This window comes from Nonomuraea sp. NPDC050783 (genome assembly GCF_040802095.1).
Taxonomy (GTDB): Bacteria; Actinomycetota; Actinomycetes; order Streptosporangiales; family Streptosporangiaceae; genus Nonomuraea.
Genome location: NZ_JBFAHK010000021.1, coordinates 135,136 through 158,500 on the forward strand (window position 1 = coordinate 135,136; position 23,365 = coordinate 158,500).

A 23,365-nucleotide genomic window follows, 5' to 3' on the forward strand; every position below is an offset into this window, starting at 1 on the left:
GGCGGGCGTTTTCCCCCGAGCCGCGCCGAACGCGAACGTAACTCGCACTTCACACGCTGAAAAGGCCCATTAACCCCGCAAATTCTGAGATTTCAGGACTCGTTGCCGCGCGCGCGGGCGCGGGCCCGGCGTTTGCCCTCGTGCATGGCCTGCACCCGGGCGACCGGGATCGCGTGCCCCTCCTCGACGAGGTCGGCGGGCAGGGCCTGCGGCGCCGGCATGGCGGCGGCCCACGGATCCGCCTCCTCGACCAGCGCGGGCACCGTCCTGATGGTGAAGTCGCGCGGCGCCACCCGGTCGAGGTCCGCCCAGGACACCGGGAAGGACACCGGCGCCCCGGGCCGGACGCGCGGGCTGTAGGCGGCCACGACCGTCGCGCCGCCCGCCCGGGTCGAGTCGATGAAGACCTTGCCCGCGCGGTCCTCCCTGATGAACGCCGTCGTGGCCAGCGCCGGGTCGGCCCGCTCGGCACGGGCCCCCAGCGCGCGGGTGGCGGCGGCCAGGTCCTCGGCCGGGATGCCCGCCTCCACCGGCACGAACACGTGCACGCCCTTGGCCCCGCTGGTCTTCACCGCGCCCGCCAGCCCGGCCTCCTCCAGCGCCTGCCGCACCAGGAACGCCGCCCGCACCGCCAGCCCGAACGACTCCGTGCCCTCGGGCGGGTCGAGGTCCAGCACCAGGTGGGTGAAGTGGTGGCCGGCGTACAGCGCGGGGTGGTACTCCACCGCCCGCTGGTTGCCGAACCAGATGAGCGTGCGCCGGTCGTTGGCCAGCGCGTACGTCACCTGCCGGTGCGAGGCCTCCGCCCACACCGAGACGCGCTCGATCCACGGGGGCGCGTACTTGGGCAGGTTCTTCTGCATGAACGGCTCCTGCCCCGGCCGTACCCGGACGACCGAGAGCGCCCGGTCGCGCAGCGCCGGGACGAGCCGCCCGGACACCGCGTCGAGATAGTCGACCAGGTCGCGCTTGGTGGCCTCGGCCCCGTCGAACAGCGGCTGGTCGAGATTGGTCAGCGTCACGCCCTCGCGCGTCTCATCGCCGGTCACCCCGTCCACGATATCGGGAACAACGGCACAGATCATGACCCGCTACCTGTATCCGACCCGCCACGGCGAGGCCACCGGCGAGAACGGCCTCCTGACGGCCGGGCTGCGCTGGACCGGGCTCCCGCCCGAGCCGCGGATCCGAGCCCCTGTTACAGTGATCGACTGACGCGGGGTGCCCGGCGGCCGAGCCGGGCTGAGATCACACCCGTCGAACCTGATCTAGCTCGCACTAGCGAAGGGACGTCATGTTCTGCGATGACATGTGGCTGCGCACGGCCGACCTGATGACCGCCATCCACGAGCACCCGTTCAACGCCGCGCTCGGCGACGGCACCCTCGACCCCGACCGGTTCGCGTTCTACATCGTGCAGGACGCCCGCTACCTGGAGTCCTTCTCCAAGGCCCTGGCCACCGCCTCGGCGCGGGCCGCGGACCCGGAGGAGGCGGCGTTCTTCGCCCTCAGCGCGCACACCGCGCTGGCCGCCGAGCGCCTGCTGCACGCCGGCTACGTGGCCGAGCTGGGCGCCGACGCGGCCGGGCTCGCCACCTCGCCGACGTGCCTGGCCTACGCGTCGTTCCTCCAGGCCACGGCGCTGTCGGCGGCGTACCCCGTGCTGGTGGCGGCGGTGCTGCCGTGCTTCTGGATCTACCAGGACGTGGGCACGGCGCTGCTGAAGCGCGCGGGCGACCTGGACGGCCACCCGTACGGCAAGTGGATCTCCACGTACTCGGACCCGGAGTTCGCGGCCTCGGTCGAGCAGGCCAAGGCCATCGCCGACCGGCTCGCCGCCGCGGCGGACCCGGCCACGCGGGAGGCGATGGAGCGGGCCTACCGGACGGCGGCGGCGTACGAGTGGATGTTCTGGGACAGCGCGTGGCGGCGCGAGGGCTGGCCGACGGCCCGCTGGCTCGCGCCCTGATCCGCCCGCCGGTCAGCCGGGCGCGGCGGTCCTGGCGGCCATCGCCTCCTTCTCCGCGCGGGTGGCGATGAGCCCGGACGGCGCCAGGATCCTCGACTCCTCGAACGGCGCCTCCGTGGTCGGCAGCGGCGCGCCCGCCCTGATCGCCTTCGTCCACACCCGGGCCGCGTCCAGGATGACGATGATGATCATGACGGCGAACAGCGCGGCCAGGACGCCGTCCACGGTGGAGTTGACGACGACCTGCCGCATCGCGTCCGCGGACTTGGCGGGCGCGAGCAGCCGTCCCTGGTCGAGGGCGGTCTGGTAGCGGTCGCGCTGGGCGAAGAAGCCGAGCGTCGGGTCGGCCGAGAAGACCTTCTGGTAGCTCGCCGTCAGCGTGACCGCGACGTCCCAGGCCAGCGGCACCGCCGTCACCCAGGCCCACCTGAGCCGCCCGCTCTTGATCAGCAGGGTCGTGGCCACGGTGAGCGCCACCGCAGCGAGGAGCTGGTTGGCGATGCCGAACAGCGGGAAGAGCTGGTTGATGCCGCCGAGCGGGTCGTTGACGCCCTGGTAGAGGAAGTAGCCCCAGGCCGCCACGACCACCGCGCTGGAGGCCACCAGGCCCGGCCACCAGCTCACCCGGGCCATCGGCTTCCACAGGTTGCCGACGGTGTCCTGGAGCATGAACCGGCCCACCCGGGTGCCGGCGTCCACGGTGGTGAGGATGAACAGCGCCTCGAACATGATCGCGAAGTGGTACCAGAACGCCTGCAGCCCGGTGCCGCCGAGGAAGCCGCTGAAGATCTGCGAGATGCCGACGGCCAGCGTCGGCGCGCCGCCGGTGCGGGCGATCAGCGTCTGCTCCTGCACGGCCGCCGCCGCGGCCTGGAGCTGCTCGGGGGTGATCGTGAAGCCCAGGTTCGCGACCGCCTGGGAGGCCGACTGGACGGTGGCGCCGACCACGCCGGCCGGGGCGTTCATCGCGAAGTAGAGGCCCGGCGACAACACGCAGGCCGCGGTGATCGCCATCACGGCCACGAACGACTCCATGAGCATGGAGCCGTACCCGATCATGCGGACCTGCGTCTCCTTCTGGATCATCTTGGGCGTGGTGCCGGAGGAGATCAGCGAGTGGAACCCGGACAGCGCCCCGCAGGCGATGATGATGAACACGAACGGGAACAGCGAGCCCGCGAAGACCGGCCCCTTGCCGTTGAAGGCGAAGTCGGTGAAGGCCGTGGTGCGCAGCGGCGGCATCGTGACGGCGATGCCGACCGCGATCAGCGCGATCGTGCCGATCTTCATGAACGTGGACAGGTAGTCGCGCGGCGCGAGCAACATCCACACCGGCAGCACCGCGGCCACGAACCCGTACGCGATGAGCCACAGCGCCAGCGCCGACGGGCTCAGCGTGAAGGCCGGCGCCCAGCTCGACGCCTGCACCCAGCCGCCCGCCACGATCGCCAGGACGAGCAGCGCGACCCCGATCACGGTCGTCTCGACGACCCTGCCCGGCCGCAGCACCCGCAGGTAGAAGCCCATGAACAGGGCGATCGGGATGGTCATCGCGATCGAGAAGACGCCCCACGGCGACCGCGCGAGCGCGTTGACCACGACGAGCGCCAGCACGGCCAGCAGGATGATCATGATGGCGAAGACCGCGACGAGCGCCGCCGCCCCGCCGACCGGCCCGATCTCCTCGCGGGCCATCTGACCCAGGCTGCGGCCGTTGCGGCGCATCGAGAAGAACAGGACCACCATGTCCTGGACGGCCCCGGCGAAGATGACGCCCGCGATGATCCAGATGGTGCCGGGCAGGTAGCCCATCTGGGCGGCCAGCACGGGCCCGACCAGCGGCCCGGCCCCGGCGATGGCGGCGAAGTGGTGGCCGAACAGGATGCGGCGGTCCGTCGGCTGGTAGTCGATGCCGTTGTCGAGCCGCTCGGCCGGGGTCGCCCGGCGGTCGTCGGCCCCCAGCACCCGGCGCACGATGAACCGGGCGTAGAACCGGTAGGCGATGGCGTACGAGCCGAGCGCCGCGCACAGCAGCCACACCGCGTTGACGTTCTCGCCCCTGGACAGGGCGAGCACGGCCCAGCCGACGGCGCCCACGACGGCGACCGCCGTCCAGATGATGATGGAACGCAGCTTCACCGGTTACCTCCCACGGGAAGAGCCGTACGGCGGGCGCCCCAGGCAGCAGCGCAGACCGGCGTCCGGCGGCAGATCGGTGGTGATGCGCCGCCAGCGCCACAGCGGGCGGCAGTCGATCGTGACCGGCAGCTCGGCCAGGTGCACCCAGGCGGTGGGGTGCGCGTACACCACGTCGGGCAGCAGGCTGCGCGCCTGCTTCGGAAGGCGGGAGCGGCGCAGTGGCCGGACCGAGAACTCGCCGGCGTCCGCGCAGCACAGGCCGGTCACGTGCCAGTCGAAGAACACCACTTCGTCGTCACGCAGCGCTTCACGGGCGGCGGGCGTGAGCGTGATAAGGGACATCTGTGGCTCCTGAACACCAGGCAGCTCAGAAATCAACGACGGCCTTACCCGCTGTGTTCGCCGCCGAAACCGGCCGAAATTCCTTTGCGGCCGGCCGTGCCCCGCTGGTAGACCTGGCCGGCGTGCTGACTGGAGAACTCGTACGACTCAGGGCCCTGGAGCCGGCCGACAGCGAGCCCCTGTGGCGCTGGTACCACGACCCCGAGCTGGGCGTCTGGATGGACAGCGAGCCGCCGATCTCACTGGCCCAGAACATGGAGAAGGGCCAGAACCGGCCGCGCAACACCTTCGAGCAGATGGTGCTCGGCATCGAGGCGCTCGACGACGGCGCGTTCGTCGGCTACGTCGCGCTCGGCGACACCGACTTCCGGCACGGCGAGGCCGAGGTGCAGAGCATCGCCATCGGCGCGCGCGACCGGTGGGGCCGCGGCTACGCCACCGACGCGCTGCGGGTGATCGCCCGCTACGCCTTCGAGGAGATGGGCCTGCACCGGCTGACGTTGTGGGTGGTGGCCGACAACGTGGCGGCGGTGCGGGCGTACACGAAGGTCGGGTTCGTGGAGGAGGGGCGCCGGCGGGAGTCGTTCCGCACCAGGGGCAAGCGGCACGACTTCCTCATGATGGGGCTGCTCAGCTCGGAGCTCAGATGAGCACCGGGCGCCGGTGAGCACCGGGCGCCGGTGAGCTGCGGGCGCCGGTGAGCTGCGGGTTCAGGCGCGCTCGTCGTCCCAGTCGGGCGCGGTGACCCTGCCCGACAGCCAGTCGCCGCGCAGGATCGCGTAGCCGACCGCGTCCCGGAGCGTCCCGTCGGGGGCGGGCCACGCCTGCCGGTAGTGGGCCTCCTTGGCGTAGCCGTTCCTGCGGAAGGCCGCCCGCATGGCGTGGTTGTCCTGGCGGGTGGTGCCCTCGATGCGGTTCACCTCGGGCAGCTCGGTGAACACGTGGCGGGTCAGCCAGCCGACGGCCGCCGTACCGATGCCCCGCCCGCGCCAGGCGGCCCGGACGCGCAGGTCGAACATCGGCGTGTCCTCGTCGAGGTCCTGCAGCCTGACCAGGCCGGCGCGCTCGCCGTCGGCCAGGATCCAGAACGTCCGGTTGCTCGCGTCGTCGTAGCCGCCCTCGGCGGCCCGGCGGCGGACGGTCTCGCGGTCCTGGGTGCCGGCGTGGTAGGGCCAGTCCTCGCCCGCCAGGAAGTCGGCGAGGGCGTCGGCTTCGGCGCCGTCGGTGTCGTCGTCGGCGGCGGCGATCCTGATGAACTCGATGCGCACCTGTCGGAGGATGCTCGGCGGGCCCGGTTCCGGTCAACCGGATTTACGGGGGCCCGCCCCCGGCCGGGGCAGGGGACGGGCCCGTCGCGGTGAGGTCAGTCGACCACGGTGATGCGGTTGGTGGCGGGCGGGGCGACGGGGTTGTTCCTGCCGAGGTGGTCGACGAAGGCGTCGATGTCCAGCGGCCCGCTCCACAGGTCGGTGCCCCCGGTGAAGGCGGTGAAGGCGTCACCGCCGCCGACCAGGAAGTTGTTCGCCGCGACCCGGATGGTCTGGGTGTCCGTCACCGGCACGCCGTCGATCTTCATGTCCGACACCTTCGAGCCCCAGGCGGCGCCGCGGCTGTAGGTGTAGGTGAAGTTCGCGGAGGGCTGGAGGATCTTGGTGAACGCCTGGTTGTTGGGGCCGCCGGTGAACTGCTGCTCCAGCACCGTCTTGAGCTGGGCACCGGTCAGCGTCACGACCTGCATGAGGTTGTTGAACGGCTGGACGGTGAACGCCTCGCCGTAGGTGACCACGCCGTCGCCCTCGCCGGCCGGGGAGGAGGCGTAGGACAGCGAGGCACGCACGCCGCCCGGGTTCATCAGCGCGATCTGCGCGTTGCCGCCGGTCCTGGTGGCGGCGAGCTGGGCGTCGGCGATGAGGTCGCCGAGCGGGGACTCGCCGGACGGGGTGGCGGTGTTGGTGATGTCCGCGGTGATGGTGCCGACGGGCTTGTTGGCGACCGGGGCCACGCGGTCCTTCCACGTCTGCACGAAGGCAGAGATTTCAGGATCCGGGGTGACCGTCCGCGTCACCACGTGGTTGTCCGCGACGACCGACGCGCGGTCGATGTCCAGGCTCTTCAGGTCGACCTTGAGGTCCACCTGCGTGATGACCCGCCCGAACGAGCCGCCCTGGGAGAAGAGCCGGTCGTTGCCCGCCGGGTCCTTGACCGTGCAGATGTACGCCTGGTGCGAGTGCCCGCTGAGCACGAGGTCCACCTCGGGGTCCACCTGCGTGGCGATGCGGTTGCCCGCGCCGGGGACGGCCGAGCAGGCGTCCGGCGACTGCCCGGCGGTGACCTGGTCACCCTCGTGCACGAGCACGACCTGCGCCTTGACGCCCACCAGCTTGAGGATCTTGGAGGCCACGTTCGCGGCCTTGACCTCGTCGATGAACTTGAGGTTCTTGATGCCCTCGGCGGTGACGATGTTCGGGGTGGTCTGGGTGACCAGGCCGATGAAGCCGATCGGCACGCCGTTCATCCACTTGACGCTGACCGGCGGCAGCGCGGGCACGCCCCAGTCGGCCATGAGCTTCTTGGCCTGGGCCTGCTTGGCGCCGAGCGAGGCGAGCGCGTCGGTCCTCTCGTTCGGGTTCTTGAACAGCACGTTGGCGCCCACGTAGTCGAACCCGGCGCCCTTCCACTGACCGGCCGGCGAGCAGCCGTCGACCGGGTGGCAGCCGCCGTCCATGATGCGGCGCAGCTCGGCGTACCCCTCGTCGAACTCGTGGTTGCCCACCGCGGCGACCTTGAGCCCCAGCTTGTCCAAGAACTCGACGGAGGGCTCGTCGTGGTAGGCCGCCGAGATCAGCGGCGAGGCGCCGATGAGGTCGCCCTGGGCCACGGCGATCGTGTTCCGGTCGGTCAGGGCCTTCAGGTGCGTGGCGATGTACGCCGCGCCGCCGGCCTCGACGGTGTTGCCGCTCTCGTCCACCATGCGGCCGGAGGAACCGGTCGGGGGTTCGAGGTTTCCGTGGAAGTCGTTGAGCGCGAGCAGCCGCACCGGAACCGTGCGCGGTGCCTTGCCGTTCGCGCTCGCGGTCGCCGGAAGGGCGGCCAGCGCGACCGCGCCCGTGGCGACCGCTCCGGCGAGAGCCAGCCGGAGGAAGGAACGAGACGTCATGGCCTAAGACGTTAGAGCGGGAATCTATGCGGCCAATGTCGCAAAGGTAACGATTTGCCGGGCCGTCGCATGGCGTTATTTGCCAGTCGTACGCCTAGAGTTCTGCTTGTGAGCGCGCGCGTGGACATCAGGGAACGACTGGACGACACAGAGATCGCCGAGGTGCTCGGCCTGGTGGAGGCGGCGACGGAGGCCGACGGCGTCCGCCCGCTCAACGAGCACGTGATGCTCCACCTCCGCTACGGCGGCGACCCGCGGGCCCGCTCGCTCCTGCTCTACCAGCAGGATGTTCTGGCAGGTTATGCCCACGTCGATCCGACCGACGAGGTCGAGGGGCCGAGCGCCGAGCTGGTCATCCACCCGGCCCACCGCCGCCACGGCAACGGCGCCCACCTGCTGCGCTCGGTGCTCGACCTGACCGGCGGCCGGCTGCGCCTGTGGGCCCACGGCGGCCACCCGGCGGCGGGCGCGCTCGCGGCGGCCTTCGGCATGGAGCGGGTGCGCTCGTTGTGGCAGATGCGCCGCTCGCTGTTCGCGCCGCTGGAGCCGTACACGCTGCCCGAGGGGGTGCGGCTGCGGACGTTCGTGCCCGGCCAGGACGAGGAGGCGTGGCTCAAGGTCAACGCCGCCGCCTTCGCCCACCACCCCGAGCAGGGCGCGTGGACCGCGGACGACCTGCTGCGGCGCGAGCGGGAGCCCTGGTTCGAACCGGAGGGCTTCTTCCTGGCCTTCCGCGGCGACCGGCTGGCCGGCTTCCACTGGACGAAGATCCACGGCTCCTCCGACCACGGCCACGAGCCGCTGGGCGAGGTGTACGTCGTCGGCGTGGACCCCTCCCAGCAGGGCACCGGCCTGGGCAAGGCCCTCACCCTGGCCGGCCTCGCCCACCTGCGCGCCCGCGGCCTGGGCCAGGCCATGCTGTACGTGGACGAGGCCAACACGCCCGCGATCCGGCTGTACGAGGCACTGGGCTTCGCCCGCTGGGACGTGGACGTGATGTACGCGGCCGTATGACGTGCGACCGTGTGACGTCGCGGCCGTGTGACGGGCACGGCGAGGTCAGGCGGGCGGGCGGGCGGCGTACGCGCGGCCGGGACCGGCGACTCGACGACGCTGGCGAGCCGCCCCCTGCGCTGCGCTGTTCCGGCTGTGCTCCGGCTGCTCCGGCTGCGCTCCGGCTACTCCGGCTACTCCACGATGGCGTGCAGGACGAAGTAGGAGACGGCGGCCACCAGGGCCGCGGCCGGGATGGTCAGGATCCAGGCGGTCACGATGTTGCCGGCCACGCCCCACCGCACGGCACTGAGCCGCTTGGTGGCGCCGACACCCATGATCGCCGTAGTGATCGTGTGCGTGGTGGAGATGGGCGCCCCGAACCCCATCGCGGCCACGTACAGGACGCTCGCCGCCGCCGACTCCGCGGCGAAGCCCTGCGGCGGGTCGAGGGCGATGATGCGCCGGCCCAGCGTACGCATGATCCGCCAGCCGCCCGAGTACGTGCCGAGGGAGATCGCCCCCGCGGCCGCCAGGATGACCCACTGCGGGATGTCGTCGCCGGGGGAGGCGAATCCGCCGACGGTGAGCGCCAGGAAGATCACACCCATCGTCTTCTGCGCGTCCTGGAGGCCGTGCCCGAGCGCCATGGCGGCGGCGGAGACGGTCTGGGCGTAGCGGAAGCCGCGGTTGGTCTTGCCCGGCTGGCTGTGCCGGAAGATCCAGTAGATGGCGATCATGATGAGTGCCGCCAGCGTGAACCCGATCACCGGCGACAAAATCATCGGGACGACGACCTTCTCCAGGACCCCGTCCCAGTGCACGACGCTGGCGGAGGCGATGGCGGAGCCGACCAGGCCGCCGATCAGCGCGTGGCTGGAGGAGGAGGGCAGGCCGAAGTACCAGGTGATGAGGTTCCAGGCGATCGCGCCGATGAGCGCGGAGGCCACGATCACCAGGCCGTGGGAGCCGCCGGGGGCGTCGATGATGCCCTTGCCGACGGTCTGGGCGACCTGGGTGCCCAGGTGGGCACCGATGAAGTTCATGGCCGCCGCCATGAACAGGGCGGCCCTGGGGGTCAGGGCCCGGGTCGAGACGGAGGTCGCGATGGCGTTCGCCGCGTCGTGGAACCCGTTGGTGTAGTCGAAGGCCAGAGCGATGACGACCACGCCGATGACGAGGGCGAGCGTGAGGTCCACTGGTCGGGCCTAGCTTTCCTTGACCGCGATCGACTCGACGGTGTTGGCCACGTGCTCGAAGGCGTCGGCGGCCTCCTCCAGGGCGTCCACGACCTCCTTCATCTTCATGACGGTGAGGGCGTCGTACTCGCCGCTGAACAGCTTGGCCAGCAACCGCCGGTAGACCTGGTCGCCCTGGTTCTCCAGCCGGTTGACCTCGATCCAGTACTCGTTGAGGTTCTTCATCGAGCGCAGGCGCGGCATGGCCTCGGCGGTCAGCTCGGCGGCCCGCTCCAGCACCTCGACCTGGCGCACGACGTCCTTGGGGAGGTGGTCGAGCTGGTACAGGACGATGAGGTCGGAGGCGGCCTCCATCGCGTCCATGACGTCGTCGAGGTTGGAGGCGAGCCGGTAGATGTCCTCGCGGTCGAACGGGGTGATGAAGCTCTCGTTGAGCCGGTTCATGATCGCGTGGGTGCGTTCGTCACCGGCGTGCTCGCAGGCGCGCATCTTCTCGGCCAGGGACTCCCTGTCCGAGCCGTCACTGATGATCTCCACCAGCAGGCGCGATGCCGTGACCAGGTTGTTCGCCGAGTCGGCGAACAGGTCGTAGTAGCTGTCCTCACGTGGCGTGAGACGCAGGCGCACGTCGTTCTCCAGATGTGCGGGGATGGTCCGTGGAAGAGGGTATGGCCTACCAGGCGAAATGCGAACTTCATGTCCCCTTCGCCTACTGGCTACCCGTCGTATGTTGTGCGACACCGAGGAAGGTGCCGGCTTGGAGGGCTTTTTGCAGCTCGCGCCCCTTTCAACGGGCCCTTACTGACTTGCCGGACATCACGGTTCGCCCTCCCGTTCACCTCAATGTTCCCCGTCCGTTCACCGGATGTTCATCTGATTCAGATCTTCGTACGGTGGAAGTTCCGGTAGGAGCGCGACGGCGTCGGCCCCCGCTGCCCCTGGTAGCGCGAGCCGTACTTGGCGGACCCGTACGGATGCTCGGCCGGCGAGCTCAACCTGAACACGCACAACTGCCCGATCTTCATCCCCGGCCACAACTTGATCGGCAGCGTCGCCACGTTGGACAACTCCAGCGTCACGTGCCCGCTGAACCCCGGATCGATGAATCCCGCCGTCGAATGCGTCAGCAACCCGAGCCGCCCCAGCGAGCTCTTGCCCTCCAGCCGCGACGCCAGATCGTCGGGCAACGTGATCACCTCGTACGTCGAGGCCAGCACGAACTCCCCCGGATGCAGGATGAACGGCTCATCCCCCTCCGGCTCCACCATCCGCGTCAGATCCGCCTGCTCGACGGACGGATCGATGTGCGGATACCGATGGTTCTCGAACACCCGGAAGAACCGGTCGAGCCGCACGTCGATGCTGGACGGCTGCAGCATCTCCCGATCGAAGGGCTCCAGCACCAGACGTCCGGCGTCGATCTCGGCGAGGATGTCGCGGTCAGAAAGCAGCACGGAGAGCAACCTACCGGGTGGACGCGAAGTTCGAGGGCCCGGGATTGCTGTCGAGCCCCAAACTTCCGCTACAGTGGTGGACGCGAGTTTCCCCGAAGATCCGGGCACGGCCTCGAGCCTCGGCCCGGGACGGCCGGGGGCACGCGCGGGTGTAGTTCAATGGCAGAACATCAGCTTCCCAAGCTGACAGCGCGGGTTCGATTCCCGTCACCCGCTCTCACAAGGAAAAGCCAGGTCAGGGATGGTTTCCCGACCTGGCTTTGATCGTTTCTGGGGCCATTTTGGATCTTCCGTGCAATTAGCGTGCAATTAGCCCACGGGAGCGAACGTCCCGGTTGAGCTGCCTGTCTATGGCGTCCGTGATCGCCTGATCGGCCCCTCTGACCGCGTGCTGATAGATCATGGCCGCTCGGACGTTGTCATGCCCCATACGCGCCATCAGGTCCTTGAGGCCGGCTCCCGACTCGGCGGCGAGCATGTTCCCCGTGTGACGCAGATCATGGAAGTGCAGCCCTGGAAGGCCCATGTCCTTGACGACGTCCACCCATCTCGTCCGCGTGTTGAATCCGCTCCGTCGCAGCGGGCCGCCCTTCGCGCCGGGGAACATCAACGCGTCCGGCTCGTCCCGCACGTACGTGTCCATGTGCTCCCGCAGGATGGGCACAATGCTCTCGGGGATGCCCACCGTCCGCCGGCCCGCCTTGGACTTGGGCGGCCCCAGGATCAGGCCGCCGGTCGAGCGCTCCACGAACGCGACCCGGACGCGAACGTTTCTGCCGTCGAGATCGACGTCCATCCGGCGTAGCGCGCTGATCTCACCCCAGCGCAGGCTTGCGAAGGTGGCGAGCAGGATCATGGCCCGGAAACGGCGGTCCTGCTCCGAGTCGGCCTTACCGCTGGCCGCCATCTCCCACAGGGCGCGTTCCGCTTCCGACCTGTTCCGGAAGGTCTCACGGTGCGTCCGCATCGCGCCGTTGCGCTGGAACCGCAGCCTGTAGACCTCGTCAGCGACCTTGCGCACGTTGCCGATGGGACGACGGCCCACACGGTCGGCCAGCTCGAAGACCTGGGACACGGTCAGCACCGGCCGTTCTGCGGCGTGCTCGGCATCGGCCCCGCGAATGCGGCAGGGGTTGCGCTGAATGATCCCGTCGTCATTCGCCGCCGTCATGAGCACGGCCCGCAGCAGCCGGTACGCCTTGGCCACCATGCCGGCCGACACGCCCTTGCCGAGCAGTTCGGTCCGCCACTGCCGGATCATCGCCGTGGAGAGCTTCCCGAGCTGCACGCCTCCGAGGTAGGGCGTGATGTGTTTGTTCAGCGTCCAGGTGTAGAGGTCGATCGTTCGCGGACGCAGCCCCGGACGCTCCTTGATCCACGTCTGTGCGTACTCCTGGAGCTTGACCTTGCCGCGCTCGGGGTCGATCCATTGGCCCTTGATGATCTCGGCCTCGATGAGGGACAACGCTCGTTCGGCGTCGCCCTTGCGCTCGTACGTCTCGGGAGCGTGGTGACGCCGTCCGTCCGGCCCGAGGTAGGACGCCTGGAACCGGCCGGACGGAAGCTGACGGATGTTGCCGAAACGCCGATGCCCGCCCTTGTTGGCCATCAGGCGGCCCTCCCCGTGACGTCGCTGCGGGTGAGCGGCATGACGGTGCCCGCGACGACGAAGGCGATCAAGGCCGACTCGCGGATGCGGACGTGCCGGCCGACCTTGACGAACTCGATCCGCCGTTCGGAGATCAGGCGGCGGACGAAGCGGGCCGAGGTGTGCAGCAGCTCGGCCGCCTCATCGACGGTCAGTAGCTGGTCCATGTGTCTCCCCCTCACGCCGCTTGTCGATTTGCCGAAAGATCTTGTCCGTCCGCTCTGGCCTGGAGTTCGGCCATATGGGCGCGCCAGCGTTGCCGTTCGGCGACCGCGCGGAGGAGCCGGACGGCCAGCGGGGGCACGTTGGCGTCGCCGGCCGGGACGGGCTTCCAGAGGTAGCGGTGCGGGTCGGTGGGTTCGTCGGTCTGGCCGAGGGCTTCCAGGGCCCAGGTGCGGCGGTCCTGCTTGTGCTCGGCGAGGGTCTTGTTCGACCACTTGCGGGAGACCAGGACGCGGCGGCCCGCGTAGCCGAGGTGATCGGGCTTGTGGGCCTTGCCCCGGCATCGGCCGGGGGTCATGCCGGGCTTGGCGTTCTTGGGCTGGATGCCGTAGCGCAGCCAGTTGGCGCAGGTGGGCGAGCAGGGCTCGTAGCGGAGGGCCGCCGCCAGGCGTTCGGCGTGTTCTCGTTGCGCCGGCTGGTCGGGGTCGAGGCTGTCGCCGAGGGACTTGGTCAGGTACTTGGACAGGTAGCGGATGCACTGGTCGGCGTCCGGGGTGCCCGACAGCACGCCTTGCACGTTGAGCTGGTCGCCGAAGCGGACGACGTGCAGCGGTTCGGCGGCCTGGTCGAGGGCCTGTTCCCAGGTGGGGAGCACTTCGCCGGTGCCGGGGTCGAGGTAGCCCGCGCCGTTCGCCCACACCGGCAGGTGTTCGCCCTCGAACAGAGCCTCGTCAGCCGCAGGCCACCACACCTGGTGGTAGGTGGCCGCCGCTATCTGCCGGATCTCCGCGCGGGGCAGGGTGCCCCGGATCGCCATGTGCAGGTGCGGCGCGAGCCGTTTCTGCGGTTCGACGGTGGCGAAGTACTGCACGTCGTAGCCCGCGACGCGGCGGAGGTTCTGCACGAAGCGGTCCACCAGCTTGGCGAAGTGCAGGGCGTCCCGGGCCGCGCGCCGGTAGTCGTAGGCGTCCGGATCGACGGGCACGCCGTCGCGGATCTTGCCGTAGGACGGCAGGGTCAGCGTGACGAACAGCGAGGGCCGGTAGACCTTGCCGTCCGAGCTGGTGAAGGTCCGTCCCAGGGTGGTGTTGGTCATCTTGCGGCGGGGCAGGTCCGGGGCGTCCTGCCGCCGTCTGGTCGAGCGGTTGCGCTTGGACGTCGCGCCGGCCAGCACGTTGCCGCGCATCCCGGCCGCGTTGATCTCGGCGTCCAGGCCGGCGATGACCGCGTCCAGGTCGGTGGTGTCCTGGCCGGACCGCGCGGCGGCGTCGCGGCGGGCCTGAGTGTCGGCGCGGAACTCGATCAGCCAGCGTTGTTCCTCGCTGGCTTCGTTCGGTGTGGTGATCGGTTCGGCGTCCACATGCCAGCCCTCCCGGCACTGAGCCACGCGCAGGTGCCGGTTCCGTCGCGCGCATGGAGGGCAGGCCGTCTCCAGGGTGGCGCCGCAGGGAACGTCGATGATCTCGGTCTGTCCGGTGTACGTGTCGAGGCGCTTGAGCGCGACGGGGCGGACGCACACCCCGTGCTGGATGGCGACCTGTTCGGCGACCTCGCGGGCCAGAGGTTGCGACATGCGCAGCGCGCGGGGCGTCATCGGGCCTCCTCGTCGATCTCGGGGAACAGGAGCGCCGACTGTCCGCACTCGCGGCACTCGACGACGGCCCGCGTCGTGTCGAGCCAGAGCGCGCCGAGGGTCAGGCAGGCCGCGCAGCGCAGCCCGTCCAGGAAGTGCGCGAGGGGCGTCATCGCGTCTCACCTCCCGCCGGGGCGAACTGCTCGGCCATGGCGCGGATGTCGGCGTCGGAGACGTACGCGGCGCGCACCCGTACGGGATCTGGGGAGGTCTCCAGCCGGACATAGCCGACGCCCGCGCCGAGGACGGGGTCCGGGGAGATCTCGTCGGCCAGCGCGCTACGGTCGCGTGCGCCGTCGCCGAGCACCATGTCCACCTGCTCCGATTCGTCCAGCCGCAGGGCGATCTTGTCGGGGAACAGGTTGCGGATGTTCATGACCTCTTTGCGAGGGTCCTGGAGAGCGGCCAGCACGCCGACGCCGACCGCGCGGCCCTGCGTGGTCAGGGTGGCCAGGGCGGCGCTGATCCGCCGCTTGAGGTCCTTGTCGGCCTGGTAGGCGGTCAGGAACGCGACCTCATCGACGATCACCAGGATGAACGGGTCCTCGACGGTGGGCGTGTGCGAGCGCTGGTGTCCGCCGAACCGGTCGGCGCGCTCCTGCATGATCGCGACGGCCTGTTCCAGCAGCTCCGCGCATTCTTCAGGACGGGCCGCGTACCGAGGGCCGAACAGGGCGCGGCCGAACGACAGCTCCATGCGTTTCGGGTCGAGCGCCCACAGCTCGGCCAGGCCCGCCCGCGCGGCCGGCAGCAGCCCGCGGACCGTGGACCAGATGATCGAGCCCTTGCCCGCGCCGGTCGCACCGGCCACCAGGGCGTGCGTGCCGTGCACGTTGAGCAGCCAGGGTGAGCCGTCCTCCTGGATGCCGATCTCGACCGGTCCCACGGTGGGCGTGTCCGGGAACGGGATGGCCGGTAAGGGCGCGGCCAGCGGATCACGCCGGGGGAAGGTGAGCAGCAGCCAACCGGCCTTGACGATCGAGACGCGGCAGGAGGGCGCGCCGAAGCCGTGCGCCAGGTGGTCGGCGCGGTCGGTCCAGTCCTTGACCGCCTGCCCGTCCAGCATGCGCACCGTGACCCGATCGGCCCACGTCGTACAGGTGACCTTGACGAGCCGGGGCAGATAGTCACGGCCGCGCAGGTGCCGGCCGAGCCCGGAGACGACCATCACCGGTTGCCAGTGGCGACGGTAGACCCAGACGAGCCGCCACCAGGCGAGCAGCCGCCGGCCGACGAGCCGGGCAAAGGAGACCCGATCGGCCAGCGCCCAGGCGACGAGGCCCGAGGGGACGGGCGCGGACAGCAGCGCGGCGACGCGCCAGCCGTACATCCAGACCAGCACGCAGGGCACGGCCAGCACCATCATGGCGACGGGGTGCCGCCGGACGGTGCGGACCAGGCTCACCAGCAACCGGCTGCCCAGGATGAGGATGGTGAGGATGGCAGGGGTGGTGACGACGGCCGGGCGGAAGACCACGGCCGTGTCCGGGGTCGTGGTGACAAGGTTGCGCGCCTCGTCACCGGGAAGCCGCTTGAACATAAGCGTGGTGCCTCTCGTGATGTGGAGTCAGGGGAGAACCGGGGGCCGCCGGAAGTAGCCGCTTCTGGCGGCCCCGCTTGCGTGGCTCAGGCCGCCGACTGGCAGATGTGCAGGCGCTCGCAGTCGGCGAGGTAGCGAGCGGCGGCGTTGAAGATCTCGCGGGCGGTGGACAAATCGGCGTCGGTGACCGGCCCGGCTCCCGTGGTGGAGACGTGGACGTTGGCCTCGCGGGAGCTGAGCTCCAGGTACGGGCGAGGGTTGGTGACCAGCGTCCCCGCGCTGACCCGCAGGTCGGACGTGTAGAACGAGACGGTCACGCGCGGCGTGGAGTCCGGGCGCAGCGACACCGTGACGTACGTGTACGGCTGGTCGTTCACTGCTCGCTCACCGCCTGCCCGGACGGCACGCCCCGGTAGAACATCCGCTCCACGGAGGCGGCGAACCCGGCCGCCTGCTCGGCGAGCTGACGGGCGAACTCGACGTCACCGGCCGTGACGCGGGTGGCGGCAGAGGTGGTGACCAGCACCGACGTGGTGCCGAAGTCGAGCAGGAGCACCGGCGTGCGCAGCCGGTACGGACGGTTCTCGGCACGGGCACCGGCCGAGGTGTTGAGGTTGATCACGCTCGTGGGTCGCTTGTTCCGGCCGCTCATCACGCCGCGTCCTCTCGGCTCGTGACGGCGTGCCGAGTGGCCGGGCGGGGAGCGCGCATCTCGCGCGCCCTGATCGAGTACGCCAACCGTCCCTGCTGGTTGACGTACGGCGTGACGGTCATGCCGTCGAACTCCACCGGCGTGAACGGCAGCCCGGACATCGCCGCCGGGGGCACCGGCCGGGTGGCGGAGACGACCTTGACCGCGACCGTCTTCTGCGACGCCTTGACGGTGGGGTCGGCGTCCATGACCGCGATCTGCCAGACCGGCTCTTGAGTCTGCTTGTCGCGTGCCTGGACGTCCCGGCCGCTCGTGGAAGCGTCGAAGTCGCGTACCGGCTCGACCTCGCCCACGGCGTAGCAGCCGGCGGGGAAGACCTGCTGGAAGGCGACGGGGATCGGACCTTGTAAGGCCATGTGCTCTCCTACTGTCGAGTGCTAGTCACTTAATCTAGCAAGTAGTTCGACATAAGAAGAGCCCGCTTGATAGGTCAAGTGCCTATGCGGGCCCTGTAGGGAACACTCTGCTAACCGATGGGATAGGCGTCCTCCAGCTCGTGCCGATCCGCAGGCAGCAACACCTCCACCACCGCCAGCGGACGCCCCGACGCCTCGCGCACGGTCCCGAAGACCACCAGCAGAGGCACGTTCTTGGGCATGCCGAGCTGCTTCATCTCGGCAGTGGTAGGCATGCGGGAGATGATCTGTTCAACCACGTGATCGAAGCGCACGCCCTTACGCGCATGCAGGTGCTCGCGCAGCCCCTCTGACAGCAGGCCGGCGCTGGTCAGGTCGGTGCCCTGCGACAGCTCCGAGGGCAGCCAGAGCGACACGACCTCCGTCGGCTCCCCGTCCCGCCTGATCAGCCTTCTCCGCAGGAACGCCTTGCTCTTGGCAGGCAGTTCGAGCAGCGCCACGACCCGGTTGGGCGCGGTGAGCGCGCCGGTCTCGATGACCTCGCCGTCCGTTTCGGTCTCGGCGGCCAGGAGGTATGCCTGCCCCGGCCGGGTTCGTTCCGCCGACGCGAGCGCGGGACGACCGCGTACGAAACGGCCCTTGCCCTGCTGGGAGTCGATCCATCCCTGTTCGCGCAGGACGCGCAGAGCGGCGACCACGGTCGGCCGGGAGACCCCGAACTCCTGGATCAGTTGGTTCTCGCTCGGCAGGAGCGACCCCGGAGGGTAGGTTCCCGCCTCGATACGCCGCTGAAGGTTCTGCACAAGCTGTGCGTACTTCGGCGGCACGGACTCTAGCGCCATGATGACCGTCCTGCACCCGACAGGTTGATTGACCAAGTGGAGCCTAGACCGCTCCATCACCCGTTGTCCATGGGGCCACCTCGGCGGGGAGCCGGAAATGGGGCCCCGGCAGACAGTCACGGGCGGCGGGCGCGTTCGGACCAGGGGACCGCCCGGAATGGACGGCTCTGTCTGCCGGGGAGCCAAGACGCGACGAGGCGGGGCAGGCCCTCCAAGGCTCCCCTTTCACGGGTTCACCGCCTCGCCGCGCCCGTCTCAGCGGCGGTCGCCTATGGCGGCGACCAGTACCAGCGCGGCCCCCTGAGCATCGAAGACAGGGTGCCGCTGGCGATTGTCATCCCATGCGTAGAAGGTGCCGGCGTACTCGATGACCACCCAGAGGGGCAGTCCCGGCTCAGGGCGCGGCACCATCAACGTGCTGTCGTTGTCGCGCAGCTCGGCCGGCACGCCGAGCCCCACGAGCTGATCCCGCAGTTGCATGAGCTTCTGGGCGTTCTCCTGGTGTCTGCGAAGCTCGGGCATCATCTGCATGATCGAGTTCACTTCTCGCTCCCTTCGACCTGGCCTTCTCCGAGGCAGTCGAGACACACCCGTTCGCCACCCATCACCGAGTCGAATTCCTCATCAGCCACGAGCAGTGCGCGCCGCGAGGTGCGTGACTTCATTCCGCGTCCCCGACATGCCGAGCACGGCCGCGTCTCGCTGGTCTCGTCCGGCCGGATCACCGTCGCCATCTCCTCGCCCATTCGGCATTCCTCGCGATCGAGGTAGCCGCCTGACGTACCTTGTTGGTTGATGGCAAGTCCACCGGCAAAGCCGCTCAACGGGACCCTCTAACACGGCCCCCCAAATACCCCTTTTCGATCCCCCATCGGAAAGCAGCCACCATGACAAAGCCGACACCGAACGTGCAGCTCCGGACATGGCGCGAGGAAGCGGAACTGACGCGTACGGACTTGGCGAAGCTGATCAACCTGAGCGAGAACGGCATCAGACACGGCCTGACCTGCGACGAGGAACGCATCCGGCGGTGGGAGGCGGGCGAGGTCAGGTGGCCGCACGAGCCGTACAGACTGGCCGTCAAGGAAGTCACCGGCCGCAGCCTGGAAGAACTCGGCTTCACCCGCACCCGGCGAAGTCGCGCCACTCTCTCCAGCTCCCGCCCGGTTGCTAATCTCGCGAAGGAGACTCTTTCCGTAGATCTCGCCGCGCTGGGGGAGGACGAGAACGACGTGCGACGCCGGGAATTCGTCGGACTCACCGGAGCAGCATTGTTCAATGCCGTTCTCGGACCATCGGAAAGCGTGACGGACCCGGCCGGCTCCGTCGAACGCCTGGCAGCCATCCTCGTCGATCACTCGGCACCGGCGGACGGCCCCGTGGACCTCAAGGCCCTCACCACCGCCGTCGCCACGGCCAAGCAGGACTACCAGGCTTGCCGCTACTCCCAGGTGACCGCCACCCTCCCGGAACTCCTGCGCACCCTCCGCACCGCATGCACGACCCTGGACGGAGACGCCCTGCTACGAGCCCAGGCCCTCGCCGCCGAGGCGTACCACGTGGCCGCCTCGATCCTGCTCAAACAGGAGGACAAGGGCTTGGCCTGGCTCGCCGCCGACCGCAGCGTCCAAGCGGCCCACGCCAGCCAGAGCCCCCTCATGATCGGCTCCAGCGCCCGCATCATCACCCACGCCCTCATGGACGGCGGCCACCACACCGCCGCCACGGACACCGCCCGCACGGCCGCCATCCGCATGGACGTCGACCTGACCGCCCCGTCCCCCGACGAGCTGTCCATCTACGGATCACTCCTGCTCCGGGGAGCCATCGCCGCCACGCACAGCGGCAACCGCCACACCATCGCCGAACTGCTCGACGAAGCCACCGAGGCGGGCCGACGACTCGGCCACGAAGGCAACCACCGGTGGACCGCGTTCGGCCCGAACAACGTCCTGTGCCACCGCGTCAACGTCGCCCTGCGACTCGGCGACGCCGGCACCGCCATCGACTACGCCCGCCAGGTCGAGATCGACCAGCTCCCCATCAACGAACGCAAGGCCACCCTCCTGCTGGACACCTCCCGCGCGTTCCTCATGCGCAGCCAGCACGACAAGGCCCTGCACATCCTGCGCGCCGCCGGCGACCTGGCCCCCGAAGAAGTCACCGGCCGCGCCGCCGCCCACCGCCTCGTCCGCGACATTCTGGCCACCGCACCGATCAGCGTGCGCCGTGAAGCGCGCGAGTATGCCGCCTCCCTGGGAGTCAGCGCGTGACCTCGTCCGGCAAGGTCCTCTACATCATCGTGTGCGCCGCCGGCCCGGCCGCCGACGTCGGCCGCCTCGTCACCCTCGCCCAGGACGACGGCTGGACCGTCCAGCTCATCGCCACACCATCCGCGCTGAACTTCATCGACGTGGGCCAGCTCGAACAGCAAACCGGCCGCCCCGTCCGCAGCCACTACCGCAACCCAGGCGAACCCCGCTCCCCCCGCGCCGACGCCATCATCATCGCCCCCGCCACCTACAACACGATCAACAAGTTCGCCCAGGGCATCGCCGACACCTACGCCCTAGGCATCCTCTCCGAAGCTCCAGGTCTGGGCATCCCCGTCGTGGTGTTGCCCTTCGTCAACAGCGCTCTTGCCTCCCGCGCACCCTTCCGCCGCAGCATCGAAGACCTACGCGCCGAGGGCATCCGCGTCCTACTCGGCCCCGACCAGTTCGAGCCCCATGCTCCGAGTTCCGGAGGCGACCGCATGGCCAGTTACCCATGGAAGCGAGCACTCGCAGAGCTTGCCGAATTGGCCTTATAGGGATCAAGGCGGCGGCGCGTGCGCCGCCGCGCGGCCCGAGCTTGCGGGCCGCGCGCTGCGCGTGCGGCCTGGAGGCCGTTCTCGCGCGCACCCGCCACTCGGGCCGCGCTGGGCATCGTCCTGCCCTCGCGGATGCAGCGCCTCAACGTTCGCGACCAAGATGCAAGCATTTACGCTAGCCGCCGTGCATGTTGGCCGGGACAACGTCGCCTGCACAAAGATGCACTATCTTCAGGCCGCCGAAGTTCGCTGAGTACGCATCCAACACGCGAGCACTTCCGCTAGCCTCTAGAGCAGAGTGTTGCGTGCATGCACAGACATAGTGCATGCACGCAACACGTAAGACGGAACTGTCACCAGGTAATCAAGGGAAAGTTCCTGACCGCAACAAAGGTGCCGACTGCTACAGCCAGAGCTAGCAGCAGCAGGCACATTCGGACGGTGCGGCCCCAGTTCGTTGCAGCGAACCGGGCCGTCCGTCCGAGTTCTTCAGGCAGACCCATCTTCCCTCCTTCCTCAAGCAAAAAAGCGCCCCGGACTGCCCGCTACTAGGCGATCTCCGACATCGCACCAGCGGGCGCCTGAAGCGCTTTGCTGCCTAGAACAAGCTTCCGCCGCAATGCAACTTCTGTTTCTCGTGGGATGGTGAGTTCCACGAAGAGCCACGTCGGAGGCGGCGTACAGAGGGTGGTAGAGGCACTGCTGCGTAAGCAAGCCCAAGATATACCGGAGGCATACTGGACGCGACCCAAACAGAAAACTTGCCTCTGGCGGGGGCACTCCGGCTCCGGGATGATCGCGCGTGGCCTGAGGTCCGTAAGTGGCTGAGGTGGAAGCCTGATCATCTCGTCCGCCATCGACCCGGGACAAGCCGAGCAGACCAAGGCCGCCGGGTCCAGGTCGTTCGTCCAGTTGGGCGCTCCACCTGGACCCGGCGGCCTTGGCCCGCTTCCCCTTCGGGCGGGTCGACAGCAGACGGGGTGATCAGGAGGGCAACTGTACGCGCCGTGTATATAAGGCCACGGGCGTGATCCTCCTCGTACCCTGGCCTTCGTGGATCTCCAATTTGTGGACTGGGCTGCAATTCCCGGCCCGAAGTGGTACTCGCCCCAATGTGTGGTCGAGGCTTTCAGGGCCTTGATGCGGACGACATGGGCTGACAAGGATCGGGGCGGTGGTATTCGCTCAGTCGTCGGCAATGATCACGCTGGCACGCTCTACCCGGCCGCCGTCGCAGGCACAGATGTATTGCTGCACGTCATCTCCACCTGTCCGGGTGCGCCAAGGAACACCGCCCTATGCGTCTTGTTGGACTGGTGGGGGTGCTTTCAACCCGAACCAGGTTTCGAGGCGTACACAGATCAGGACGGACATCGAGTCGAGGTCATCCCCGCCATCATGCAGCGGGTAGAGCAAGCAGCCGACACGATGCGCACCATCGCAGAGCACGACACACAGGCGCGAGGACTGGTTCGGGAACTGCTCCGCAGCCTCGACCGAGGATGGACCGTCGAGGAGTAGCAGACGGCCGCAGGTTCACAGCAGCCCGGCGCACAGGCAGTTCGCCGGGCCATTAGCGGGACATTAACCGGGGTGACGAGGGGGCAACTACGGTCACTCATGACGGGGCTCACGCGTTGCTCAGCGGCCCTACAGGCCGTGATCAATGCAATTCCCAAGCTGACAGCGCGGGTTCGATTCCCGTCACCCGCTCCAAGTTCAAAGGTCTGAGCAGCGCATCAGCCCGCCCTCGGCGAGGAAGCCGACGTAGCGGAAGATCGCTCCGCTCATGGAGCACAATCGGGTTGTGGACGCCCAGGACTCTCTTCTTCTCAAGGCCGCTCGCCTCTGCCCTGCCGACGTCCGAACTGAGGAAAACGGCATCGGCGTGGCCGACGTGCTGGAGTACCTGAAGCATGACGAGTGGGAGACGGCTCTTCTCCTTCTCGAAGAGCTCGGCGACGCGCATCCACAGCCACCCCAGTTCTGGAATCTGTTGGCGGATGCCGCGCGCCTGATGTGGCTTAGCGGAGACGTCGCTTGGTGCGAATGGCGACGCGCCGAAGCCCGCAATGGCGCCATCCGGGCTGAGCTCTGCCTTGCCTCAGCAGAGAACGGGTGCCGCACAAAGCCCGTTGCCCCTGGTAAAGGGCTCCGGCCTATGTGGGACATAGGCCATCTCGGACCCGACGGCGAGCCGCTGCTCAGCATCGCCTTCCTTTGGGTCGATGGTCGCGATCCCCTGGCACCAGGTGGGTGCTCGCCGGTCAGACTGCTTCCCTTGACTTTCGAGCATTGGCGGCATCTCGAACCTGTCAATCCCCTGAAAACGTGGAGACGGTTCTATGCCACAGCGGTCCTCAGCAGGGCCGATGAGGCTGTCCTTTTCTCGATCATGTGATGCTCG

At 69.1% G+C, this 23,365-nt stretch carries 27 protein-coding genes, 1 tRNA gene and 1 riboswitch; of the genes, 9 read left to right on the forward strand and 19 right to left on the reverse strand.

Features of this window, described 5'->3' with window-relative positions:
• Positions 1–92: 92 nt before the first annotated feature.
• Positions 93–1,049, reverse strand: a complete 957-nt coding sequence (locus AB0H75_RS39600; RefSeq protein WP_367805093.1) for a DNA polymerase domain-containing protein — start codon at positions 1,047–1,049, stop codon at positions 93–95.
• 34 nt (positions 1,050–1,083) lie between these two features.
• Between AB0H75_RS39600 and AB0H75_RS39605 the strand changes: the two genes are divergently transcribed.
• Entirely contained in the window at positions 1,084–1,215 is a 132-nt protein-coding gene (locus AB0H75_RS39605) for a hypothetical protein (RefSeq protein WP_367805095.1), read from the forward strand.
• Positions 1,208–1,307: riboswitch (TPP riboswitch) on the forward strand. It overlaps the preceding gene by 8 nt.
• Positions 1,295–1,969: a TenA family protein gene (locus tag AB0H75_RS39610; RefSeq protein WP_367805097.1), complete on the forward strand. Its 675-nt coding sequence runs from the start codon at positions 1,295–1,297 to the stop codon at positions 1,967–1,969. (Overlaps the previous riboswitch by 13 nt.)
• 12 nt (positions 1,970–1,981) lie before the next feature.
• On the opposite strand, the gene AB0H75_RS39615 is transcribed toward AB0H75_RS39610, so the two are convergent.
• Together AB0H75_RS39615 and AB0H75_RS39620 are read right to left on the reverse strand one after the other, a co-directional pair.
• The gene (locus AB0H75_RS39615; RefSeq protein ID WP_367805099.1) at positions 1,982–4,108 is read right to left on the reverse strand and encodes a carbon starvation CstA family protein; all 2,127 of its coding nucleotides are present in this window, start codon (positions 4,106–4,108) and stop codon (positions 1,982–1,984) included.
• A gap of 3 nt (positions 4,109–4,111) precedes the next feature.
• Positions 4,112–4,450 carry a hypothetical protein gene (locus AB0H75_RS39620; protein ID WP_367805101.1) on the reverse strand — a complete coding sequence of 113 codons (339 nt, stop codon included), beginning with the start codon at positions 4,448–4,450 and terminating at the stop codon, positions 4,112–4,114.
• A gap of 122 nt (positions 4,451–4,572) precedes the next feature.
• Between AB0H75_RS39620 and AB0H75_RS39625 the strand changes: the two genes are divergently transcribed.
• Positions 4,573–5,100 carry a GNAT family N-acetyltransferase gene (locus AB0H75_RS39625; RefSeq protein ID WP_367805103.1) on the forward strand — a complete coding sequence of 176 codons (528 nt, stop codon included), beginning with the start codon at positions 4,573–4,575 and terminating at the stop codon, positions 5,098–5,100.
• A gap of 60 nt (positions 5,101–5,160) precedes the next feature.
• Here AB0H75_RS39625 and AB0H75_RS39630 read toward each other — a convergent pair whose 3' ends face one another.
• Both AB0H75_RS39630 and AB0H75_RS39635 read right to left on the reverse strand, forming a co-directional pair.
• Positions 5,161–5,718: a GNAT family N-acetyltransferase gene (locus AB0H75_RS39630; protein WP_367805105.1), complete on the reverse strand. Its 558-nt coding sequence runs from the start codon at positions 5,716–5,718 to the stop codon at positions 5,161–5,163.
• A gap of 95 nt (positions 5,719–5,813) precedes the next feature.
• Entirely contained in the window at positions 5,814–7,607 is a 1,794-nt protein-coding gene (locus tag AB0H75_RS39635) for a bifunctional UDP-sugar hydrolase/5'-nucleotidase (protein ID WP_367805107.1), read from the reverse strand.
• A gap of 108 nt (positions 7,608–7,715) precedes the next feature.
• Between AB0H75_RS39635 and mshD the strand changes: the two genes are divergently transcribed.
• A complete protein-coding gene (gene mshD / locus AB0H75_RS39640) occupies positions 7,716–8,621 on the forward strand; it encodes a mycothiol synthase (RefSeq protein WP_367805109.1) in 906 nt (301 codons plus the stop codon).
• 173 nt (positions 8,622–8,794) lie between these two features.
• Here the strand turns inward: mshD and AB0H75_RS39645 are convergent, their stop codons facing one another.
• The 3 genes from AB0H75_RS39645 to dcd all read right to left on the reverse strand — a co-directional run bounded on the left by AB0H75_RS39645 (position 8,795) and on the right by dcd (position 11,253).
• Complete coding sequence (locus tag AB0H75_RS39645; RefSeq protein WP_367805111.1) at positions 8,795–9,799, reverse strand: anion permease; 1,005 nt, start codon at positions 9,797–9,799, stop codon at positions 8,795–8,797.
• 9 nt (positions 9,800–9,808) lie between these two features.
• Positions 9,809–10,426, reverse strand: a complete 618-nt coding sequence (locus tag AB0H75_RS39650) for a DUF47 family protein (RefSeq protein WP_344496488.1) — start codon at positions 10,424–10,426, stop codon at positions 9,809–9,811.
• Between the two features lie 251 nt (positions 10,427–10,677).
• Entirely contained in the window at positions 10,678–11,253 is a 576-nt protein-coding gene (gene dcd / locus AB0H75_RS39655; protein WP_367805149.1) for a dCTP deaminase, read from the reverse strand.
• A gap of 145 nt (positions 11,254–11,398) precedes the next feature.
• Between dcd and AB0H75_RS39660 the strand changes: the two genes are divergently transcribed.
• Positions 11,399–11,469: transfer RNA gene (locus AB0H75_RS39660), tRNA-Gly, on the forward strand.
• An 82-nt stretch (positions 11,470–11,551) separates the two neighbouring features.
• On the opposite strand, the gene AB0H75_RS39665 is transcribed toward AB0H75_RS39660, so the two are convergent.
• From AB0H75_RS39665 to AB0H75_RS39715, 11 genes are all read right to left on the reverse strand, one after another.
• The gene (locus AB0H75_RS39665; RefSeq protein ID WP_367805114.1) at positions 11,552–12,862 is read right to left on the reverse strand and encodes a tyrosine-type recombinase/integrase; all 1,311 of its coding nucleotides are present in this window, start codon (positions 12,860–12,862) and stop codon (positions 11,552–11,554) included.
• Positions 12,862–13,068 (reverse strand): helix-turn-helix domain-containing protein, encoded by a 207-nt coding sequence (locus tag AB0H75_RS39670; RefSeq protein ID WP_367805116.1) that lies wholly within the window; start codon positions 13,066–13,068, stop codon positions 12,862–12,864. Before AB0H75_RS39670 ends, AB0H75_RS39665 begins: the two co-directional genes overlap by 1 nt.
• Positions 13,069–13,079: 11 nt before the next feature.
• The gene (locus AB0H75_RS39675) at positions 13,080–14,657 is read right to left on the reverse strand and encodes a replication initiator (RefSeq protein WP_367805118.1); all 1,578 of its coding nucleotides are present in this window, start codon (positions 14,655–14,657) and stop codon (positions 13,080–13,082) included.
• Positions 14,654–14,809 (reverse strand): hypothetical protein, encoded by a 156-nt coding sequence (locus tag AB0H75_RS39680; RefSeq protein ID WP_367805120.1) that lies wholly within the window; start codon positions 14,807–14,809, stop codon positions 14,654–14,656. The genes AB0H75_RS39675 and AB0H75_RS39680 overlap by 4 nt, the downstream gene beginning before the upstream one ends.
• Complete coding sequence (locus AB0H75_RS39685; RefSeq protein WP_367805122.1) at positions 14,806–16,236, reverse strand: FtsK/SpoIIIE domain-containing protein; 1,431 nt, start codon at positions 16,234–16,236, stop codon at positions 14,806–14,808. Before AB0H75_RS39685 ends, AB0H75_RS39680 begins: the two co-directional genes overlap by 4 nt.
• 86 nt (positions 16,237–16,322) lie before the next feature.
• Complete coding sequence (locus AB0H75_RS39690) at positions 16,323–16,613, reverse strand: hypothetical protein (protein ID WP_367805124.1); 291 nt, start codon at positions 16,611–16,613, stop codon at positions 16,323–16,325.
• A complete protein-coding gene (locus AB0H75_RS39695; RefSeq protein WP_367805126.1) occupies positions 16,610–16,888 on the reverse strand; it encodes a hypothetical protein in 279 nt (92 codons plus the stop codon). The genes AB0H75_RS39690 and AB0H75_RS39695 overlap by 4 nt, the downstream gene beginning before the upstream one ends.
• Positions 16,888–17,304: a plasmid replication, integration and excision activator gene (locus tag AB0H75_RS39700; protein ID WP_367805128.1), complete on the reverse strand. Its 417-nt coding sequence runs from the start codon at positions 17,302–17,304 to the stop codon at positions 16,888–16,890. The genes AB0H75_RS39695 and AB0H75_RS39700 overlap by 1 nt, the downstream gene beginning before the upstream one ends.
• Positions 17,305–17,414: 110 nt before the next feature.
• Positions 17,415–18,146, reverse strand: a complete 732-nt coding sequence (locus tag AB0H75_RS39705; protein WP_367805130.1) for a GntR family transcriptional regulator — start codon at positions 18,144–18,146, stop codon at positions 17,415–17,417.
• A 255-nt stretch (positions 18,147–18,401) separates the two neighbouring features.
• Positions 18,402–18,689, reverse strand: coding sequence for a hypothetical protein (locus tag AB0H75_RS39710; protein WP_367805132.1), 288 nt, complete (start codon positions 18,687–18,689; stop codon positions 18,402–18,404).
• Entirely contained in the window at positions 18,686–18,970 is a 285-nt protein-coding gene (locus AB0H75_RS39715) for a hypothetical protein (RefSeq protein WP_367805134.1), read from the reverse strand. Before AB0H75_RS39715 ends, AB0H75_RS39710 begins: the two co-directional genes overlap by 4 nt.
• A gap of 63 nt (positions 18,971–19,033) precedes the next feature.
• On the opposite strand from AB0H75_RS39715, the gene AB0H75_RS39720 reads away from it, so the two are divergent.
• The 4 genes from AB0H75_RS39720 (at position 19,034) to AB0H75_RS39735 (ending at position 23,359) form a co-directional block, all read left to right on the forward strand.
• Entirely contained in the window at positions 19,034–20,419 is a 1,386-nt protein-coding gene (locus AB0H75_RS39720; protein WP_367805136.1) for an XRE family transcriptional regulator, read from the forward strand.
• Positions 20,416–20,958 carry a flavoprotein gene (locus AB0H75_RS39725; protein ID WP_367805138.1) on the forward strand — a complete coding sequence of 181 codons (543 nt, stop codon included), beginning with the start codon at positions 20,416–20,418 and terminating at the stop codon, positions 20,956–20,958. The genes AB0H75_RS39720 and AB0H75_RS39725 overlap by 4 nt, the downstream gene beginning before the upstream one ends.
• 1,053 nt (positions 20,959–22,011) lie before the next feature.
• A complete protein-coding gene (locus AB0H75_RS39730; protein ID WP_367805140.1) occupies positions 22,012–22,479 on the forward strand; it encodes a hypothetical protein in 468 nt (155 codons plus the stop codon).
• Between the two features lie 286 nt (positions 22,480–22,765).
• Positions 22,766–23,359: a hypothetical protein gene (locus tag AB0H75_RS39735; RefSeq protein ID WP_367805142.1), complete on the forward strand. Its 594-nt coding sequence runs from the start codon at positions 22,766–22,768 to the stop codon at positions 23,357–23,359.
• The last annotated feature ends 6 nt before the right edge of the window (positions 23,360–23,365 follow it).

What these genes read in the sequence shown, in the direction of transcription:
- AB0H75_RS39605 (WP_367805095.1), top strand. Translation starts at nt 1,084, where the DNA reads ATGACCCGCTACCTGTATCCGACCCGCCACGGCGAGGCCACCGGCGAG.
- AB0H75_RS39610 (WP_367805097.1), top strand. Translation starts at nt 1,295, where the DNA reads ATGTTCTGCGATGACATGTGGCTGCGCACGGCCGACCTGATGACCGCC.
- AB0H75_RS39620 (WP_367805101.1), bottom strand. Translation starts at nt 4,450, where the DNA reads ATGTCCCTTATCACGCTCACGCCCGCCGCCCGTGAAGCGCTGCGTGAC.
- AB0H75_RS39635 (WP_367805107.1), bottom strand. Translation starts at nt 7,607, where the DNA reads ATGACGTCTCGTTCCTTCCTCCGGCTGGCTCTCGCCGGAGCGGTCGCC.
- AB0H75_RS39665 (WP_367805114.1), bottom strand. Translation starts at nt 12,862, where the DNA reads ATGGCCAACAAGGGCGGGCATCGGCGTTTCGGCAACATCCGTCAGCTT.
- AB0H75_RS39670 (WP_367805116.1), bottom strand. Translation starts at nt 13,068, where the DNA reads ATGGACCAGCTACTGACCGTCGATGAGGCGGCCGAGCTGCTGCACACC.
- AB0H75_RS39675 (WP_367805118.1), bottom strand. Translation starts at nt 14,657, where the DNA reads ATGACGCCCCGCGCGCTGCGCATGTCGCAACCTCTGGCCCGCGAGGTC.
- AB0H75_RS39680 (WP_367805120.1), bottom strand. Translation starts at nt 14,809, where the DNA reads ATGACGCCCCTCGCGCACTTCCTGGACGGGCTGCGCTGCGCGGCCTGC.
- AB0H75_RS39685 (WP_367805122.1), bottom strand. Translation starts at nt 16,236, where the DNA reads ATGTTCAAGCGGCTTCCCGGTGACGAGGCGCGCAACCTTGTCACCACG.
- AB0H75_RS39695 (WP_367805126.1), bottom strand. Translation starts at nt 16,888, where the DNA reads ATGAGCGGCCGGAACAAGCGACCCACGAGCGTGATCAACCTCAACACC.
- AB0H75_RS39700 (WP_367805128.1), bottom strand. Translation starts at nt 17,304, where the DNA reads ATGGCCTTACAAGGTCCGATCCCCGTCGCCTTCCAGCAGGTCTTCCCC.
- AB0H75_RS39705 (WP_367805130.1), bottom strand. Translation starts at nt 18,146, where the DNA reads ATGGCGCTAGAGTCCGTGCCGCCGAAGTACGCACAGCTTGTGCAGAAC.
- AB0H75_RS39720 (WP_367805136.1), top strand. Translation starts at nt 19,034, where the DNA reads ATGACAAAGCCGACACCGAACGTGCAGCTCCGGACATGGCGCGAGGAA.